Annotated in this window: 16 protein-coding genes and 6 tRNA genes; 7 read left to right on the top strand and 15 right to left on the bottom strand. The window is 53.1% G+C overall.

What is annotated here, in order from left to right; genetic code table 11:
- Positions 1-77: 77 nt before the first annotated feature.
- The 5 genes from crr to cysZ all read right to left on the bottom strand — a co-directional run bounded on the left by crr (position 78) and on the right by cysZ (position 5,024).
- Complete coding sequence (gene crr, locus AC6I8A_RS14140; RefSeq protein ID WP_008107804.1) at positions 78-581, bottom strand: PTS glucose transporter subunit IIA; 504 nt, start codon at positions 579-581, stop codon at positions 78-80.
- A gap of 41 nt (positions 582-622) precedes the next feature.
- Positions 623-2,350, bottom strand: coding sequence for a phosphoenolpyruvate-protein phosphotransferase PtsI (gene ptsI / locus AC6I8A_RS14135; protein WP_008107802.1), 1,728 nt, complete (start codon positions 2,348-2,350; stop codon positions 623-625).
- 157 nt (positions 2,351-2,507) lie between these two features.
- The gene (ptsH, locus tag AC6I8A_RS14130) at positions 2,508-2,765 is read right to left on the bottom strand and encodes a phosphocarrier protein Hpr (protein WP_008107792.1); all 258 of its coding nucleotides are present in this window, start codon (positions 2,763-2,765) and stop codon (positions 2,508-2,510) included.
- Positions 2,766-3,153: 388 nt separating this feature from the next.
- Positions 3,154-4,125: a cysteine synthase A gene (cysK, locus tag AC6I8A_RS14125; protein ID WP_008107790.1), complete on the bottom strand. Its 972-nt coding sequence runs from the start codon at positions 4,123-4,125 to the stop codon at positions 3,154-3,156.
- Between the two features lie 140 nt (positions 4,126-4,265).
- Positions 4,266-5,024, bottom strand: a complete 759-nt coding sequence (gene cysZ, locus AC6I8A_RS14120; protein WP_436332545.1) for a sulfate transporter CysZ — start codon at positions 5,022-5,024, stop codon at positions 4,266-4,268.
- Between the two features lie 217 nt (positions 5,025-5,241).
- Between cysZ and zipA the strand changes: the two genes are divergently transcribed.
- The 3 genes from zipA (at position 5,242) to AC6I8A_RS14105 (ending at position 8,526) form a co-directional block, all read left to right on the top strand.
- A complete protein-coding gene (zipA, locus tag AC6I8A_RS14115) occupies positions 5,242-6,219 on the top strand; it encodes a cell division protein ZipA (protein WP_436332544.1) in 978 nt (325 codons plus the stop codon).
- A 68-nt stretch (positions 6,220-6,287) separates the two neighbouring features.
- Positions 6,288-8,306, top strand: coding sequence for an NAD-dependent DNA ligase LigA (gene ligA / locus AC6I8A_RS14110; RefSeq protein ID WP_479486062.1), 2,019 nt, complete (start codon positions 6,288-6,290; stop codon positions 8,304-8,306).
- A gap of 1 nt (position 8,307) precedes the next feature.
- The gene (locus tag AC6I8A_RS14105) at positions 8,308-8,526 is read left to right on the top strand and encodes a DUF3820 family protein (RefSeq protein ID WP_008107783.1); all 219 of its coding nucleotides are present in this window, start codon (positions 8,308-8,310) and stop codon (positions 8,524-8,526) included.
- A gap of 31 nt (positions 8,527-8,557) precedes the next feature.
- Here AC6I8A_RS14105 and AC6I8A_RS14100 read toward each other — a convergent pair whose 3' ends face one another.
- Positions 8,558-9,559: a bile acid:sodium symporter family protein gene (locus tag AC6I8A_RS14100; RefSeq protein ID WP_497818685.1), complete on the bottom strand. Its 1,002-nt coding sequence runs from the start codon at positions 9,557-9,559 to the stop codon at positions 8,558-8,560.
- A 102-nt stretch (positions 9,560-9,661) separates the two neighbouring features.
- Here AC6I8A_RS14100 and AC6I8A_RS14095 point away from each other — a divergent pair, with 102 nt between their 5' ends.
- Entirely contained in the window at positions 9,662-10,582 is a 921-nt protein-coding gene (locus AC6I8A_RS14095; RefSeq protein ID WP_256697038.1) for a LysR family transcriptional regulator, read from the top strand.
- Here the strand turns inward: AC6I8A_RS14095 and AC6I8A_RS14090 are convergent.
- The 5 genes from AC6I8A_RS14090 to AC6I8A_RS14070 all read right to left on the bottom strand — a co-directional run bounded on the left by AC6I8A_RS14090 (position 10,579) and on the right by AC6I8A_RS14070 (position 11,466).
- A complete protein-coding gene (locus tag AC6I8A_RS14090) occupies positions 10,579-10,908 on the bottom strand; it encodes a FlxA-like family protein (RefSeq protein ID WP_154155757.1) in 330 nt (109 codons plus the stop codon). The two genes, AC6I8A_RS14095 and AC6I8A_RS14090, sit on opposite strands and share 4 nt — an antisense overlap.
- A gap of 161 nt (positions 10,909-11,069) precedes the next feature.
- Positions 11,070-11,145 (bottom strand) — tRNA-Lys (locus AC6I8A_RS14085).
- 4 nt (positions 11,146-11,149) lie between these two features.
- Positions 11,150-11,225: transfer RNA gene (locus tag AC6I8A_RS14080), tRNA-Val, on the bottom strand.
- Between the two features lie 40 nt (positions 11,226-11,265).
- Positions 11,266-11,341: transfer RNA gene (locus tag AC6I8A_RS14075), tRNA-Val, on the bottom strand.
- Between the two features lie 49 nt (positions 11,342-11,390).
- Positions 11,391-11,466 (bottom strand) — tRNA-Val (locus AC6I8A_RS14070).
- Positions 11,467-11,739: 273 nt separating this feature from the next.
- On the opposite strand from AC6I8A_RS14070, the gene gltX reads away from it, so the two are divergent.
- Positions 11,740-13,161 (top strand): glutamate--tRNA ligase, encoded by a 1,422-nt coding sequence (gltX, locus tag AC6I8A_RS14065; protein ID WP_497818684.1) that lies wholly within the window; start codon positions 11,740-11,742, stop codon positions 13,159-13,161.
- Positions 13,162-13,196: 35 nt separating this feature from the next.
- Here the strand turns inward: gltX and AC6I8A_RS14060 are convergent, their stop codons facing one another.
- Positions 13,197-13,550 carry a YfeC-like transcriptional regulator gene (locus AC6I8A_RS14060; protein ID WP_256697036.1) on the bottom strand — a complete coding sequence of 118 codons (354 nt, stop codon included), beginning with the start codon at positions 13,548-13,550 and terminating at the stop codon, positions 13,197-13,199.
- Between the two features lie 111 nt (positions 13,551-13,661).
- Entirely contained in the window at positions 13,662-14,450 is a 789-nt protein-coding gene (locus tag AC6I8A_RS14055) for a formate/nitrite transporter family protein (RefSeq protein WP_256697035.1), read from the bottom strand.
- Between the two features lie 363 nt (positions 14,451-14,813).
- Between AC6I8A_RS14055 and AC6I8A_RS14050 the strand changes: the two genes are divergently transcribed.
- Both AC6I8A_RS14050 and AC6I8A_RS14045 read left to right on the top strand, forming a co-directional pair.
- A tRNA-Ala gene (locus AC6I8A_RS14050) sits at positions 14,814-14,889 on the top strand.
- 42 nt (positions 14,890-14,931) lie between these two features.
- A tRNA-Ala gene (locus AC6I8A_RS14045) sits at positions 14,932-15,007 on the top strand.
- Positions 15,008-15,145: 138 nt separating this feature from the next.
- Here AC6I8A_RS14045 and AC6I8A_RS14040 read toward each other — a convergent pair.
- Complete coding sequence (locus AC6I8A_RS14040; RefSeq protein ID WP_497818683.1) at positions 15,146-16,762, bottom strand: rhodanese homology domain-containing protein; 1,617 nt, start codon at positions 16,760-16,762, stop codon at positions 15,146-15,148.
- Complete coding sequence (locus AC6I8A_RS14035; protein ID WP_497818682.1) at positions 16,755-17,345, bottom strand: cysteine dioxygenase family protein; 591 nt, start codon at positions 17,343-17,345, stop codon at positions 16,755-16,757. The genes AC6I8A_RS14040 and AC6I8A_RS14035 overlap by 8 nt, the downstream gene beginning before the upstream one ends.
- Positions 17,346-17,350 lie beyond the last annotated feature (5 nt).

Raw genomic sequence — 17,350 nt, 5'->3', positions numbered from 1 at the left:
TGCAAGGGTAGGGCAGTCTTAAACAAAAACGGCACCCATTGGGTGCCGTTTTACAATTCTCACGAATCAGCCGAAGCTTACTTCTTGATGCGGATAACCGGAGTTTCGCCCACAGTTACCTGACCGGAGAGTTTGATCAGGTCTTTAATCTCGTCCATGTTCGAGATTACAACCGGCGTCAGCGTGGATTTCGCTTTCTCTTCCAGCAGTGCCAGATCAAACTCGATCACCACGTCGCCTTTCTTAACCTTCTGGCCTTCTTCAGCGATGCGTTTGAAACCTTCACCTTTGAGCTCAACCGTGTCGATACCGAAGTGAACAAACAGTTCGATGCCGTTATCAGATTCGATTGAAAATGCGTGGTTAGTTTCGAAAATCTTGCCGATAGTACCATCAACCGGTGCAACCATTTTGTTGCCGGTTGGTTTGATTGCGATACCGTCACCAACGATTTTCTCAGCGAATACCACATCAGGTACGTCTTCGATATTTACGATTTCGCCTGACAGAGGCGCAACGATATCGATAGTGCCTGACGCGCTCTCTGATTTTTCGCCAAAAAGTTTAGAAAACAAACCCATGATCTTCTCCTAAGCAGTAATTTGAGGCTAGCGTCCGTGGATCAGCAGAGCGTTTTTTCTTTAATGAACTTGTTGACCAAATTCATCAAATCATCCGCTGTTGGTTGATCCAGAGCCTGCTCCGCCAATGCCTTCGCATCTTCGAAATTAGTATTACGAATGATTTTCTTGATGCTTGGGATTGAAATGGCGCTCATGCTGAATTCGTCCAGCCCCATTCCCAGTAACAGTAGTGTAGCACGTTCATCACCAGCCAGCTCACCACACATGCCGGTCCATTTCCCTTCGGCATGTGATGCGTCGATCACTTGCTTAATGAGGCCCAGAACAGACGGCGTCATTGGGTTATAGAGGTGTGAAATCAAATCATTACCACGATCGACCGCCAGAGTATACTGCGTCAGGTCATTTGTCCCAATACTAAAGAAGTCGACCTCTTTCGCCAGATGGCGAGCAATCACTGCGGATGCTGGCGTTTCAACCATGATGCCCACTTCAATGGACTCATCAAAGGATTTGCCTTCTTCGCGCAGTTGCGCTTTCAGCAGCTCGAGCTCGCCTTTCAGAATGCGAACTTCTTCTACTGAAATGATCATTGGGAACATGATGCGCAGTTTACCGAAAGAGGATGCACGCAGAATCGCGCGCAGCTGCGCATGCAGAATCTCTTTGCGGTCCATCGCGATACGAATCGCGCGCCAGCCGAGGAACGGGTTGTCTTCTTTTGGCAGGTTCATGTAAGGCAGATCTTTATCGCCGCCGATGTCCATGGTACGCACGATAACCGCCTGCGAACCCACAGCTTCAGCAACCGCTTTGTAAGCCTGGAACTGCTCTTCTTCAGTTGGCAGTGAATCGCGGTCCATAAACAGGAACTCGGTACGATACAAGCCAACACCTTCTGCGCCGTTGCGCTCTGCACCAGCGACATCGCGCACGGTACCGATGTTAGCGCAGACTTCAACCTGATGGCCGTCCAGCGTAATGGCCGGCAGATCTTTCAGTTTCGCCAGTTCATGCTTCTCAGACAGATATTGCGTCTGGATCGCTTTCAGCTCTTCCAGTTCCTGCTCTGAAGGATTGACGTAAATCTTGTTGTTCACGCCATCAATAATCAGGAAATCACCGTTTTTCACGGTGGTGGTCACATTACCGGTGCCGACAATCGCAGGCAGCTCGAGTGAACGCGCCATAATAGAGGTGTGAGAGGTACGTCCACCAATATCGGTGATAAAGCCCAGCACCTTTTTCAGGTTCAGCTGTGCGGTTTCTGACGGCGTTAAATCTTTCGCCACCAGAATAGATTCTTCAGCAATCGCGCTCAGATCAACAATGTGCAGACCGAGAATGTTCTGCAGCAGACGCTTACCGATATCACGTACGTCAGCCGCACGCTCTTTCAGATATTCGTCATCCAGCTCTTCCAGTGCAACGGCCTGGCCTTCAATCACGGTGTGAGCAGCGGCGTCAGCGGTAGCGTGGTCTTTTTTGATGAGGTCGATGATTTCCTGCTCAAGCTCTTCGTCTTCGAGCAGCATGATGTGACCTTCAAAGATCGCCGCTTTCTCTTCACCGAAGGTTTCACCGGCTTTAATGCGAATGGCTTCGAGCTGTGAAGCAGCTTTGCTGCGTCCATCGAGGAAGCGCTGAACTTCCTGCTCAACCTGATCGTCAGTAATTTTTTTACGGCTAATGACGATCTCATCTTCCTTCAGCAAAAGTGCGTTGCCGAAAGCGATACCCGGTGATGCTAAAATGCCTGAAATCATAACCCTACCTTTTAATCACGATGGCTCATTGACCCGATGCGTCGCCACTGTCGCGGAGCAGTACTCTAAAGATGCAATAACGCGGACAGGTTGTCCGCGATCAAGATATTTGCACTCAATGGGGCAAAGGGGTCGGTTTAGTTGCGAACTGAGCCGGTTACTCCAGCTCAGCCATCAGCTTGACCAGGTGCTCAACCGCATTCTGCTCGTCTTCACCTTCGGCAGACAGCGTAACAACCGTACCTTGCGTCAGACCCAAAGTCTGCAGTTTGAACAGGCTTTTCGCGCTGGCAGATTTGCCATTGGAGGTCACAGTGATTTCTGACTGGAAAGCCTTTGCTTCTTTAACGAACTGGGCTGCAGGACGAGTATGAAGGCCGTTAGGTGCGGTAATGGTAACTTCTTGCTGGAACATTCTATTTCCCCAACTTTATCAGGTTTGGTGTTATGGATCTAAAGTCTAGCCTGGAGCCGTAACTTTAGCCTGCGTAGGTGCGCTGGTATGGTTTTAAGCTCACCATAAAATGCGCTCGAATGAGTACGTCATTAACAGTGACAGATCAAAAACTGCACGAATGCGTCACTCTTCTCATTATGCCGTGATTCGCCGTTTCGCCAAATCAGTAAATCGATTCAGCTTGATCCACTTCAAAGGCAGATTAATTTCAGGCACCGAAATAATTGGAAGCTTAAATACCAGAGCCGCATCACTGAAAGCAATCTGTCTGGTGATAAAAGTGGGATCTGCACCACAAAAAAGCACCCATGCGGGTGCTTTTTTCGTCAGTTTCAGACTTTGAGCATCACTGCTGCAGTTCTTTCTCAGTGAAGAGGTCGGCAAACAGTGCGGTACTTAAATAGCGTTCGCCGGAGGAGGGCAGGATCACCACGATGTTCTTGTTGGCGAAGGCTTCATCCTCTTGCAGCTTCAGTGCAGCGGCAACGGCAGCACCTGAAGAGATACCTGCCAGAATGCCTTCTTCTTCCATCAGCTGACGTGCGGTGCTAATGGCTTCTTCATTGGTGATGGCGATTACGCGGTCAATCAATTTCAGGTCAAGGTTGCCAGGAATGAAGCCGGCACCAATGCCCTGAATTTTATGTGGACCCGGTTTGATCTCTTCGCCCGCCAGCGCCTGAGCGATGACCGGTGAATCGGTTGGCTCAACGGCAACGGTAATCAACTCTTTCTTGCCTTTAGTGTTCTTGATATAGCGGCTCACGCCAGTTAGCGTGCCGCCGGTGCCGACACCCGCGATGAACACGTCTACTTCACCGTCGGTATCTTCCCAGATTTCTGGGCCGGTGGTTTTTTCGTGGATTTCCGGGTTAGCGGGGTTGCTGAACTGCTGTAGCAGCACATATTTATCCGGATCGCTGGCGACAATTTCTTCTGCCTTCGCGATGGCACCTTTCATGCCTTTTGGACCTTCGGTCAGCACCAGGTTAGCACCCAACGCTTTCAGCAGCTTGCGGCGCTCAATAGACATGGTTTCTGGCATGGTCAGCGTCAGCTTGTAACCGCGCGCTGCGGCAACGTAAGCCAGCGCAATACCGGTATTACCGCTGGTGGGTTCCACCAGTTCAACGCCCGGCTTCAAAATACCGCGTTTTTCCGCGTCCCAAATCATATTGGCACCGATACGGCATTTGATGCTGAAGCTCGGGTTGCGCGACTCGACCTTAGCCAGAATGCGGCCGTTACCGATGCGGTTCAGTCGAACCAGCGGCGTATGACCAATTGTCAGAGAGTTGTCTTCATAGATCTTACTCATAGCTCGTCCTTAACTGTATGAAATATTGGGAACCCTCAGAGCATACCTGTTCTAATGATGTGCGGAAGGAAAGAAATCGCATATCTATATAGCGCACAACCATAAGCCTTACGCAAAAATGCATAAGGCATTTTAAAGCTTTAGCGGCGCGCATGTTGTGCATAATAACGATCGACCCACATGGCCGTTGCTCCGCATACCGCCACTGGCAGAATCGCCAGATTGATAATCGGGATCATGGTGAACAGGCTCACCAGCGCACCAAACTGCATATTGGCGCTTTTGTGCTGGCGCAGCGCCTGACGCATCTGCTGAAAACTCACTTTGTGGTTATCAAAGGGGTAATCGCAATACTGCACGGACAGCATCCACGCACTGAATAAAAACCATAGAAACGGCGCCACCGTTTGTCCAAATCCAGGGATGAAGTGCAGCAACAGTAAACCAAGCGCACGCGGCAAATAGTAGCCAAGCTTCTGTAACTCTCGCTTCATGATGCGCGGGACATCTTTAACCATGGCCATCCAGCCACTATCGGGCAGTGGCGTTCCGGTCAATCGCCCTTCAAGCTGTTCGGCGAGCAAGCCACAGAAGGGCGCGGCAATCAGGTTCGCCAGCGTCGAAAAGAAATAACTGAACACTAACACAATCGAAATCACCGATAGCGGCCACAGAAGATAACTTAGCCACTGCAACCAGTCGGGGATATGTGACATCAATGCTGGGATCCACTGCCCCAAACGCTGAAACAACCAGATAAAAGCACCGCCAAGGAGCACGATGTTGATCAGTAGCGGCATGATAACGTAGCGACGAATTCCGGGCAGGCGCACCAGTTTCCATCCTTCAGCGAAGTAGTGAACACCATTAAAAGTTGAGACCGAATTTCCTGCGGGCATAGCGAGCCTTTCTCCTAAATATAGCGGCGCGACCATCATAACCTGGCTTTTTGTCGGCTTCAGGCCAGCTTTGCGCGAAAAAACAGCAAAAAAGCGTGGGGCAGCTATCTAATTTGTCAGAAAATACTGCACAGACTTGCACTTGTTTAGCTGGGCAAATACAGTTAGAGGATAAAGTTTGCCGTGGTGGCAAGGTATTGGAACAACAGAGAATACAATGATGCAGGATTTGCGTCTGATATTAATCGTTGTTGGCGCGATCGCCATAATAGCGCTGCTACTTCATGGACTGTGGACCAGCCGTAAAGAGCGCTCCTCCGTGTTTCGTGATCGCCCGCACAAACGTCTGAAACAGCGCGAAGAAGCCGATGAAGATCTGCTGAGCGAAGAAGATGATGGCGTCGGCGAAGTTCGTGTACGTCGTCATCGTGATGCGGATGAAGAACCTGAATTCACTGCGCGTCCAGCGAGCGCACCGCGTGCGCCTGAACCTGTGCGTCAACCGGCATCACGTCAGGCCGACCCGTTATTGGGCGATCCTTTGTTGGATGACGAACCTGAAGTGCGTAAGCCAGTGGCGCCGCAAGCGCCCGTGGCGAAGCCTACGCCAGCGCCTGTACCACAACCGATGCAGGCCGATCCACTGCTGGACAACGAACCGCTTTCCGCGACGCAGCCTGCGCCAGAATTCCTGGCAGCTGAAGAGCCAGAATTCGAACCTGAAGCGCCAGCTGCACATCAACCGGAAGCACCACAGCCAGCGGCTGCTGCGCCGGGCAGTAAAAAAGAAGCGGTATTAGTGCTGCATGTTGCTGCACACGCGGGCGGCGAACTGAACGGTGAAGCGCTGTTGCAGGGTATTCTGCAAGCCGGATTCCAGTTTGGTGAGATGAACATTTTCCATCGCCATCTTAGCCCAGCAGGCAGCGGTCCGGTGCTGTTTAGCCTGGCGAACATGGTGAAACCGGGTTCATTCGATCCGGATCAGATGGGCAACTTCTCAACGCCTGGCATCTCCATCTTTATGATGGTGCCGTCGTACGGCGATGCGAACCAGAACTTCAAACTGATGCTGCAATCCGCGCAGCGTATCGCTGATGATGTGGGCGGCGTGGTGCTGGATGATGAGCGTCGCATGATGACGCCGCAGAAGCTGGAAACCTACAAAACGCGTATTCGCGAAGTTATCGGTTAATCGCCGCTAGCTGAGTCAAAACAAATACAACCCCCGCATGTCGGGGGTTTTTTATCGGATAAGAGACTATGAAATCGGTTCAGGAGCAGATTACCGCGCTGCGCACCACGTTACGTCACCACGAATATCTCTACCACGTGATGGATACGCCGGAGATTCCGGATGCAGAGTATGACCGATTGATGGTTCAGCTGCGCGAGCTGGAAAGCGCTCATCCTGATTTGATTACGCCTGATTCCCCGACACAACGCGTGGGCGCGGCACCGCTGGCGGCTTTTGAGCAAGTGCGTCATGAAGTGCCGATGTTGTCGCTGGATAACACCTTTGATGAAGCGGGCTTCCTTGCCTTCAACAAACGCGTGCAGGATCGCCTTAAAAGCACTGACGAATTGACTTATTGCTGCGAGCTCAAGCTGGATGGCTTAGCGGTGAGTTTGCTGTATGAAGATGGCCTGCTGGTGCGCGCGGCGACACGCGGAGATGGCACTACCGGGGAAAACATCACGGCGAACGTGCGTACTATTCACGCCATTCCGCTGCGTCTGCATGGCGATAACATTCCCGCACGCGTTGAAGTGCGTGGCGAAGTATTCATCACCGAAAGCGGCTTTGAAAAGCTGAATGAAGAAGCACGCCGCACCGGCGCGAAAGTCTTTGCAAACCCCCGTAACGCAGCGGCAGGTTCGCTGCGTCAGCTCGATCCGCGCATTACCGCCAAACGTCCGCTGACCTTCTTCTGCTACGGATTTGGTCTGCTGGAAGGCGGTGAAATGCCCGCCAGCCATTGGCAACGTCTGCAACAGTTTAAGGCGTGGGGATTACCGGTCACCGATCGTATTCGCCTGGCACACAGCGCAGATGAAGTGTTGGCGTTTTATCGTCAGGTTGAGCAAGAGCGCCCGTCGCTCGGCTTCGACATTGATGGCGTGGTTATCAAGGTCGATTCACAGGCGCTGCAGGAGCAGCTCGGCTTTGTGGCGCGTGCGCCGCGCTGGGCTGTGGCCTTTAAATTCCCGGCGCAGGAACAGATGACGTTCGTGCGCGATGTCGAATTCCAGGTAGGCCGCACCGGCGCGATTACGCCAGTGGCGCGACTGGAGCCGGTTCAGGTTGCCGGTGTTGTGGTGAGCAACGCAACTTTGCATAACGCTGATGAAATCGCCCGATTGGGATTGCGCATCGGCGACAAAGTGGTGATTCGCCGCGCCGGTGATGTGATTCCGCAAGTGGTCAATGTGGTGGAATCGGAGCGCCCGGAAGAGACGCGTGAAATCGTTTTTCCAAGTCATTGCCCGGTGTGCGGTTCAGACGTTGAACGCGTGGAGGGGGAAGTGGTGACGCGCTGCACCGGTGGTCTGATTTGTGGCGCGCAGCGCAAAGAAGCGCTCAAACATTTCGTTTCGCGTCGTGCGATGGATGTTGATGGCATGGGCGACAAAATCATCGATCAGCTGGTTGAGAAAGAGTACGTCTTAACGCCCGCCGATCTGTTCCGTCTTACCGCCGGTAAGCTAACCGGACTCGATCGCATGGGGCCGAAATCGGCGCAGAACGTGGTTGATGCGCTGGAAAAGGCCAAATCCACCACGCTGGCGCGTTTCCTCTATGCGCTGGGTATTCGTGAAGTCGGCGAAGCTACCGCCGCTAACCTTGCCAATCACTTTGGCGAGCTGGAAAAAGTGATGAACGCCGATCTTGATGCGCTAATTGAAGTGCAGGATGTCGGCAAAGTGGTGGCGGCGCATGTGCGTAATTTTATGGATGAAGAGAGCAACCGCGCCGTTATTCGCGATCTTACCGAAGAGATTGGCGTGCATTGGCCGCAGGTTAAAGTGGTCAATGTCGAAGAGATTGATAGTCCGTTTGCCGGTAAAACCGTGGTTTTGACCGGCTCTCTGTCGCAGATGAATCGTGATGATGCCAAAGAACGTTTGGTGGCGCTGGGCGCTAAAGTGAGCGGCAGCGTGTCGAAGAAAACCGATTTGCTGATTGCGGGTGAAGCGGCCGGTTCCAAGCTGGCGAAAGCGCAGGAACTCGGCATTGCGGTGATCGACGAAGCGGAAATGATTCGCCTGCTCGGAGCCTAACGTGGATAAACAGCAACTGGTTGAAATCGCCAATACCGTGATGCCGTTCGGCAAGTACAAGGGCAGAGTGCTGATTGATGTACCGGAGGAGTATTTGCTGTGGTTCGCCCGTAAAGATGAATTTCCGGCCGGTAAGTTAGGCGAACTGATGCAGCTGACGCTGACGATTAAGATCGAAGGTCTGGAAGGTTTAATTAAACCGCTCAAGCGCAGTGAATAACAAAACGGCCCGCATTTGCGGACCGTTTTACTTAGGACTTCTGCGCTTCGACTTGCTGCTGCGCCAGCCGTTTTTCATTGCCGGCTTTATAGCGCTGGGCAATGAAAGAACACACCATTAACTGCACCTGATGGAAGATCATCAGCGGCAGCACGATAATCCCCACGGAACTGGCCGGGAACAGGATGTTGGCCATCGGCACACCGTTCGCCAGACTCTTTTTCGAGCCACAGAACAGCACCACAATCTCATCCGCACGGCTAAAGCCAAACAGGCGCGATGCCGCCAGGTTAATTGCCAGTGCAATAAACAGCACCAGCACGCTGCCAACCAGAATCCACAGCAACGTATCCACGCCAACGCGATGCCAGATGCCGTTCACCACCGCTTCGCTGAACGCGGAGTAAACCACCAGCAGAATCGAGGTTTGGTCGGTTTTACCAATCAGGCTGCGATGTTTCTCGACCCACGCGCCAATCCAGCGACGCGACAAATGTCCGAAAACAAACGGCACCAGCAGTTGCAGCATGATTTTACCAATCTGCTCCAGGCCGTTGCCCGGCATTTCGCTATGCACATTCATTACCAGATTCACCAGCAGCGGCGAAACAAAAACGCCGAGCAGGCTGGATGCCGAAGCTGCGCATACCGCTGCGGCGACGTTACCGCCCGCCATTGAGGTGAAGGCGATAGACGACTGCACGGTCGCCGGCAGAATACACAGATAGATAAAGCCGGTGTAGATTTCCGGGCTGACGTTAACCGGATGCCACCAGACAATCAGCAAACCAATAATCGGGAAAATCACAAAGGTGCTGCACATAATCCACAAGTGCAAACGCCAGTGGCTGCTGCCGGCAATGATCTTCTCGCGTGACAGTTTGGCGCCATGCATAAAGAACAGCAGCGCAATGGCGGCGGTGGTCAGATATTCAAAGATGTCGACAAACACGCCTTTGGCAGGAATGAAGCTGGCCAGCAGCACGGTGATGATGAGTTTAATCATCATCGGATCGAGGCGTAAAAATCCCATTGTTAAAATCCGGTTAAATTTAAAAAATTGATGGTGCTGATTGTGCGCCCGCTGGGTTTAGAAATAAAATTGATTTATTGCATCAATCTATGAGCGATATCGATGAATTACACTTTACGTCAGCTGCGAACCTTTGTGGCGGTGGCGCATCACGGCAGCTTCAGTCTGGCGGGTCAAGCGATTGGTTTGAGTCAGTCGGCGGTAAGTCACAGCATTAAAGAGCTGGAAGCGGAAATGGGCGTACGTTTGCTGGATCGCACCACGCGAGAAGTGATGCTGACCGAAGCGGGGCAGCAGCTGGCCACGCGGCTTAATCGTTTATTGGAAGATCTCAATACCACGGTGTTGGATGTGCGCAGTTATGGCGAACAGCGCAGTGGCACGGTGCGTGTTGCCGCCAGCCAAACACCTTCTGCCCATCTTATGCCGCAGTGTCTGGCCAGCAGCCAGCAGCGCTATCCGGATATCCGTGTCATCCTGCATGACCGCGTGCAGCAATGGGTGCTGCAAAGCGTACGTAATGCGGAGGTCGATTTTGGCATTGTGATTGGCCCGCTCAACGACACCGATTTCGATAGCGAAGAGATTTTGCAGGAGCCTTTTTTGCTGCTGTGTCATGAAGATGACGAGCTGGCGCAAATTGAGCAGGCGCAGTGGTCGATGCTGGCCGGACGCAATATGGTGCTGCAGGATTATGCTTCTGGCAGCCGCGTATTAGTTGATGCCGCGCTGCAACAGCTGGCATTGAGTGTGAATGTGGTGCAGGAAATCGGCCATCCCGCCACGCTTTATCCAATGGTGGAAGCGGGGATTGGCATCAGTATTCTGCCCGCGCTGGCCTTGCCGTTGCCGTCAGGACGCAAACTCACGGTGCGACGTCTCTATCCGGAAATTAATCGCAGCCTGATGCTGATCAAGCGTAAAAACCGCTCGCTGACACCCGCCGCAGAAGCGATCTGGCAGGAAGTGCGTCAGCAGGCGGCCCTGCTGACGCAACAACGCATGCTAAAGCCGGCGTTTTAAACGTACACGTTGATCTGATTGGTATCGGTTGGACGGTTAATACCATCGGCTTTGTTCGCCGCTGGTTGCTGAGCTTCCTGTTTCTGCTGCGCTTTCTCGGCTTGCTGCTGCTCAATCTGCGCGATTTGCGCTTCAATCATTTGAATCTGTGATTGCAGCATCTGCTCCTGCTCCGATTTTTGTTCATCGGTGAGCGTATCGTCGCTGGAAAGATCTTTCAGCTGCTTGGTGATGGATTGAATCTGCTTGTTAAGGCTGGCGATTTCAGAGGTAGAACCGCCGCCGCTACTGGCGGTGCTGACACTACTAACGCTGGATATAGACATGGTTTTCTCCTTGCAATAGACCATTATCGTTATCGGTCAGAGCAGCGGGAGGCTTGAGGGCAGGGAGTGTTAAGCTTGCGAAAAGATGTGTTGGGATTTGGCGAGCGTGAGGACAAATTCTACGCATAGCAAAAAGGCGCCTTTAGGGCGCCTTTCTACATTGGTGGGTCGTGCAGGATTCGAACCTGCGACCAATTGATTAAAAGTCAACTGCTCTACCAACTGAGCTAACGACCCGAAGTGGTGGGTGATGACGGGCTCGAACCGCCGACCCCCTCCTTGTAAGGGAGATGCTCTACCAACTGAGCTAATCACCCACTTCGTACTGCTTAACAAGAGTGTCATCGGACTAAGATATGGTGGGTGATGACGGGCTCGAACCGCCGACCCCCTCCTTGTAAGGGAGATGCTCTACCAACTGAGCTAATCACCCATATCTTATCTCTTGTTCACTGCGGGCCATCTTTAAACCTTCTAAAGAGTGGTGGGTGATGACGGGCTCGAACCGCCGACCCCCTCCTTGTAAGGGAGATGCTCTACCAACTGAGCTAATCACCCCCGCTGTGTGGAGTCGCATTATAGGGATCCTTCAAAGTGAGTCAACGGTTTTTAAAACTTAAATGTGCGTTCGCTTTAAAAATAATCATCGTGGGGCGCTTTTCGCCAATGTGCTGGTTTTATTAGCAGAAAAGCGCACATCAAACCGGGATGCCACCGCGACAATCATTGAGGAATCAGCCTCACCTGCTAGAATGTGCGCACTGTTTTTTCGCGTTAACCCGTTTTTTTGTCATCCAGACAATGAAACCTGCGCATTTAAGGCAATGCTGAATGAAAATCAAAACTCGCTTCGCACCCAGCCCAACGGGCTATCTGCACGTAGGCGGTGCTCGTACTGCTCTTTACTCCTGGCTTTATGCTCGCCATAACAAAGGCGAATTTGTTCTGCGTATCGAAGATACCGATCTGGAGCGTTCCACACCGGAAGCCATTGAAGCCATCATGGATGGCATGAACTGGCTTAGCCTTAACTGGGATGAAGGTCCGTATTATCAGACCAAGCGTTTTGATCGCTACAACGCGGTGATCGACGACATGCTGGAAGCGGGCACGGCCTATAAATGCTACTGCAGTAAAGAACGTCTTGATGCGCTGCGTGAAGAGCAGATGGAAAAGGGCGAAAAGCCGCGTTATGACGGCCGCTGCCGCGACAGCCATGAACATCACGCTGCTGATGAGCCGTGCGTGGTGCGCTTCCGCAACCCGCAGGATGGTTCTGTCATCTTTGACGATCAGATTCGTGGCCCGATTGAATTCAGCAATCAGGAGCTGGATGATCTGATCATTCGTCGTACCGACGGTTCGCCAACCTACAACTTCTGTGTAGTAGTGGATGACTGGGATATGGGCATCACTCACGTGATTCGTGGTGAAGACCATATCAACAACACGCCACGCCAGATCAACATCCTGAAAGCGATCGGTGCAGAAGTGCCAACCTATGCGCACGTCTCAATGATCCTTGGCGATGACAGTAAGAAGCTGTCTAAGCGTCATGGCGCGGTCGGTGTGATGCAGTATCGCGATGACGGTTATCTGCCGGAAGCGCTGCTCAACTATCTGGTGCGCCTCGGCTGGTCACATGGCGATCAGGAGGTTTTCAGCGTGCCGGAAATGGCAGAGCTGTTCACACTGGATGCGGTGAGCAAATCGGCCAGTGCTTTCAACACTGAAAAATTGCAGTGGCTGAACCATCACTACATTAATACGCTGCCGCCAGAATATGTTGCTACGCAGCTGCAATGGCACATTGAGCAGCAGAAGATTGATACCCGCACTGGTCCAGAACTGGCCAAGCTGGTTACCTTGCTGGGCGAGCGTTGCAAAACTCTGGTAGAGATCGCGGCATCTTGCCGTTACTTCTATGAAGAGTTTGAAGCCTTTGATGCTGACGCGGCGAAGAAGCACCTGCGTCCGGTCGCGCGTCAGCCGCTGGAAGTGGTACGCGACAAACTGGGCGCCATCAGCGACAGCAACTGGAACGCTGAGAATGTACATCATGCAATTCAGTCTGCGGCAGATGAGCTGGAGCTGGGCATGGGTAAAGTTGGAATGCCACTGCGTGTGGCGGTGACCGGTTCAGGCCAGTCACCGGCGCTGGATGTGACGGTAGAAGCGATTGGACGCAGCCGCAGCGTTGCGCGTATTGAGAAAGCGCTAGCATTCATCGCTGAGCGTGAAGCAAACGCATAATATGAAAAAGCCGGAAGCATCTGCTTCCGGCTTATTTATGCTTCCTGAATCCCCAGACGTTCCAGTACGCCTCGAATTCCCTCCCGCAGTAATAACGCAGCAAATTGCTCTTGCTCCGCTGCCGTCATTTGCTGGACAGAATTTATTAATAACGCAGGTAACGTATTTTGTTGTGCACCGTAATTAGCCGCGGGTTCGTTAGCGTGGCGGGTGGATTGAACAAAGCTCTTTACGCGCTCATCAATGTGGATCAATCGCGCTTTACCGCCCTGAACACCGGGCTTTGGCGTGGTTGTCCAGTTTTCACGCTTGATCCATTTATTCACCGTTTGCCGACTGTAGCCCGTTTCCAGCGCGAGCTCCTCGGGAGTAAGCCATTCCTTTTTCACGATGCAGTCCCTGTTAAATACATTAGTTCTACATATTACAACAAAACGTAACGGGGAAAAGTAACCTGGGTAGAAAATGCCTTCTGTACTCCAACAAAAGGCAAAATTCGGTTATTGTGCTTCGCTCACTGCGGGTTGTTCCGGACGGAAAGCGATGAAATAGGTGAGACCAACAAAAATTGCACCACCCACGCCGTTACCAAGGAACACTGCAATCACGTTTGGCGCAAATTCCGCCCAGCTCATCTGACCGGCAAAAATCGCCGCCGGAACAATAAACATGTTAGCGACAACGTGCTGGAAGCCAATCGCCACGAACGCCATCACCGGGAACCACATACCGAAGATTTTACCCACCACATCTTTACTGGCGAAGGCGAGCCACACCGCCAGACACACCAGCCAGTTGCAGCCCACGCCGGAAATAAAGGCGTGCAGGAAATCGGCATTCACTTTAGCGTGCGCAATTGCCACGGTTTTCTTCAGGTAATCGCCCTCGGTCATGCCCAGCATGTGACCAAAAAACCATGCTACCGCAACGCTGCCAATAAAATTAGCGACGGTCACCCAAAACCAGTTACGCAGTACGCTGAAGCCACTGATGCGACGCGCGAACCAGGCGATAGGCATCGTCATCATATTACCGGTCAGCAGCTCACCGCCCGCCAGCACCGTCATGATCAAACCAACCGGGAACACCGCTGCGCCGAGCAGCACGCCGAATGAGCCCCATTCAGCAGGCAGTTGGTTAATGACATGCAGATCAAGCAGGAAACCGGTAGCGATAAACGCACCGGCCATAAAGCCAAGAATTAACAAGGTGGAGATAGGAAGGCGGCTTTTAGTCACGCCAGCTTGAATCGCCAGTTGGGCGATCTCTTTAGGTGTATGCAGCGACATAATTCACTTTTCTTATATGGATTAATGGGGGACGTTGCTGGCCGGTCATTGAGAGAACACCCTGGCAGGATGACCGGTTAATTAGCGCGCTAAGTTTTACACGCACTTTTAACGAAAACAAGACCGCTCCTAACATCTTTAACCTTAAATTAACGCTGGGTTGAGGTTGGGTTTGGTGAGCATTGTTGGATAGCGCATATAAATAGAAGCGATTTGGGATGGCGTGTCGAAAAAAAAGCCATGCTGACGCGGGGTTGACGCCTTTTTCAGCGATCAAACACAGAACGAGAATTTGACGTTGACACTCAAGGGGCGGTTTCATATTATCCCGTCCGTCGAGTTTACTCGGCAGTTTTTCGGTTCGGGGGTATAGCTCAGCTGGGAGAGCGCTTGCATGGCATGCAAGAGGTCAGCGGTTCGATCCCGCTTATCTCCACCAAACCGCTCCCAACGGTTTGACCGAAAAATGATTTCCAGATGTGGGGGTATAGCTCAGCTGGGAGAGCGCTTGCATGGCATGCAAGAGGTCAGCGGTTCGATCCCGCTTATCTCCACCAAATCTCTGTTCATTCTGAACACATTCAAAAAAATCACCTTCTAAACGCAACGCATTTAACTGCGGTTTTGTCGTTTCGTAGGGTCGCCATTTATGGCGACCAATCTGCATGAGAGCAATGCCCCCACAGAATACGCTATCAGACGGTTGCTACCTGCGGCTGCAATTGCAGCACACGGAAACCGTGCGTGCCATCGCGATCCAGCTGCACCACTAAACCGTATTCCCAGTCCAGATAAGCCTGCATCACGCCTGCTTCAATATCGGTGCCTTCATACGGGCGACGATAGCGATCAATAGCAGGTGACAGCAGATGCTGTTCTCCTTGCTCCGTCGGCAAACCCGCACCACGCCAGGCAGCGTTACCGCCTTCCAGCACAAATACCGGTTTACCGGTCAGCTCAGCCACCTGTTCCACCGCATAGCCTGCCAGCAGGCTGCTGCCACAGGTTAATACATAGCGACGCGCCTCCGGCAACAACGCTTTGCCTTGCTGTTGCAGAGTAGAGCGCAGCAACCAGGCCGCGCCCGGAATATGGCTGTTGAGATGGTTCGCGCGCGTTGTGAAATCCAGCACCTGCGTTTGCCCTTCCTGCAACCATTCTGCTAACTGCTGCGGTGAGATGAATTCGGGTTGAGCAACGGGCGGCACCTGCGCTTTCCAGTTACCGCTTTCACTGAAATCACTGGCCTGCAGCTCCTCCAGCACCGAAACCTGCCAGCCAAGCTGCGCCAGCCAGGATGCGGTCATATTGGCGCGCACGCCATCATCATCAATCAGCACGATGCGCGCACCGCGTACGCTGGCGTAATGATCGGTCTCCTGTACCAGTTGACCTCCCGGTACGTGGCGGCTGCCAGGCAGATGCCCGGCGGCGTACTCGTCGGCATCACGCACATCAAACAGATAAGTGGTGCGCGTCTCTTGCTGCCAACGCTTCAGCGTGGCAAGCAGGATACGTTCTACACCGGCGCGATCTGCGATGCTGCGCGCATTGTTCGCCGCCTGACGCTGAGCGGTTTCGCTGGTCTCGCCGTAGCGGCGCGACTGGCCCTTATCCAGAGCATGTCCGGCCAGCGTCCAGCCGATGGTGCCATTGCGCAGCGCGAACACCGGATTGCGAATCCCGGCGTTCACCAGCGATTGCGTACCGATGATGCTGCGTGTGCGACCGGCACAGTTAACAATCACCGTGGTCTCCGGCGACGGCGCGATATCACGCACGCGCAGCACCAGCTCACCGCCCGGCACACTGGTGGCGCCTGGAATACTCATGGTTTGATATTCATCGAAACGGCGCGCATCGAGTACCACCACGTTAGCATCGCTGTTAATCAGCTGATGCACGTCGTCCGCTGACAAAGAGGGCGTGTGATTGTGATGCTCAACCAGCTCGCCAAACGCTTTGCTGGGTGAATTCACGTCGATAAACAGTTCGCCGCCCGCCGCTTGCCAGCCGGCCAAATCATTTGCCAGCAGCGCGACATTGCTGTAACCCAGTGCGGCAATGCGCTCGGCGGCGGTTTGTGCCAGGCCTTCGCCACCGTCATACAGCGTAATCGTAGTGGTGCGTTGCGGAATGCGGTCCAGCAGCTCAAGCTCCAGTTTTGACAGCGGAATATTCACCGCAAACAGCGGATGCGCGGTGGCAAACAGCGCTTCATCGCGCACATCGACAATCGCCACTTCCTGCTGCTGTCGCAGCGCATCCATTAGTTCCGCCGCCTGGCGTAAAGGGAAAACCGGTTTAGTCATGTGAAAGGTCCCAAATGTTCGGTAAGTAGCGGTTGCTGTAACCGGAGATAAACGTTTTTTCGCTGCCGTCTTCGCGGTAGACCGCGCGTTTGACCGCGCCAATGTTGGCGCCATAAACGTGAATGCTGATGGAGACGCGGTCGTCATAGGCGTTGCTGACGCGATGGATATCGCCCACCGTTGGCGATACCGCTTCAACGCTGCCAGGATCGAGTCGAACGGGAGCGCCTTCCGGCTGCAATCCGTTCGGCCCCGGCTGCCAGGATTGTGAAATTTCCGCGCCGCGCATCATGCCAATCAATCCCCATACGCGATGGTCGTGAATTGGCGTTTGCTGGCCCGGCCCCCAAACGAAACTCACCACCGAGAAGCGCTGCTGCGCATCGGCATACAACAAATATTGTTGATAGTGTTCGGGATGAGGTTGGCTAAAGGCGTCGTCCAGCCAGTCGTCGTGGCGAATCAGCTCGCCAAGCCACTCGCTGCCACGTTGTAACACCGTGGCTTCCTCGGGCTTTGTCTCCAGCAGATTAGCCAGATTGGCGACGAAATCGCGCAGACGATGGTGCTGATAATGGCTCATCAGAC

The organism is Pantoea sp. X-Soil-ISGK-275, from assembly GCF_059730795.1.
This window is presented reverse-complemented; position numbering and strand designations above follow the sequence as displayed.

Excerpts from the sequence above, each read along its gene's own strand:
- crr (WP_008107804.1), bottom strand. The coding sequence starts at position 581 with ATGGGTTTGTTTTCTAAACTTTTTGGCGAAAAATCAGAGAGCGCGTCA.
- ptsI (WP_008107802.1), bottom strand. The coding sequence starts at position 2,350 with ATGATTTCAGGCATTTTAGCATCACCGGGTATCGCTTTCGGCAACGCA.
- ptsH (WP_008107792.1), bottom strand. The coding sequence starts at position 2,765 with ATGTTCCAGCAAGAAGTTACCATTACCGCACCTAACGGCCTTCATACT.
- cysK (WP_008107790.1), bottom strand. The coding sequence starts at position 4,125 with ATGAGTAAGATCTATGAAGACAACTCTCTGACAATTGGTCATACGCCG.
- cysZ (WP_436332545.1), bottom strand. The coding sequence starts at position 5,024 with ATGCCCGCAGGAAATTCGGTCTCAACTTTTAATGGTGTTCACTACTTC.
- zipA (WP_436332544.1), top strand. The coding sequence starts at position 5,242 with ATGATGCAGGATTTGCGTCTGATATTAATCGTTGTTGGCGCGATCGCC.
- ligA (WP_479486062.1), top strand. The coding sequence starts at position 6,288 with ATGAAATCGGTTCAGGAGCAGATTACCGCGCTGCGCACCACGTTACGT.
- AC6I8A_RS14100 (WP_497818685.1), bottom strand. The coding sequence starts at position 9,559 with ATGGGATTTTTACGCCTCGATCCGATGATGATTAAACTCATCATCACC.
- AC6I8A_RS14095 (WP_256697038.1), top strand. The coding sequence starts at position 9,662 with ATGAATTACACTTTACGTCAGCTGCGAACCTTTGTGGCGGTGGCGCAT.
- AC6I8A_RS14090 (WP_154155757.1), bottom strand. The coding sequence starts at position 10,908 with ATGTCTATATCCAGCGTTAGTAGTGTCAGCACCGCCAGTAGCGGCGGC.
- gltX (WP_497818684.1), top strand. The coding sequence starts at position 11,740 with ATGAAAATCAAAACTCGCTTCGCACCCAGCCCAACGGGCTATCTGCAC.
- AC6I8A_RS14055 (WP_256697035.1), bottom strand. The coding sequence starts at position 14,450 with ATGTCGCTGCATACACCTAAAGAGATCGCCCAACTGGCGATTCAAGCT.
- AC6I8A_RS14040 (WP_497818683.1), bottom strand. The coding sequence starts at position 16,762 with ATGACTAAACCGGTTTTCCCTTTACGCCAGGCGGCGGAACTAATGGAT.
- AC6I8A_RS14035 (WP_497818682.1), bottom strand. The coding sequence starts at position 17,345 with ATGAGCCATTATCAGCACCATCGTCTGCGCGATTTCGTCGCCAATCTG.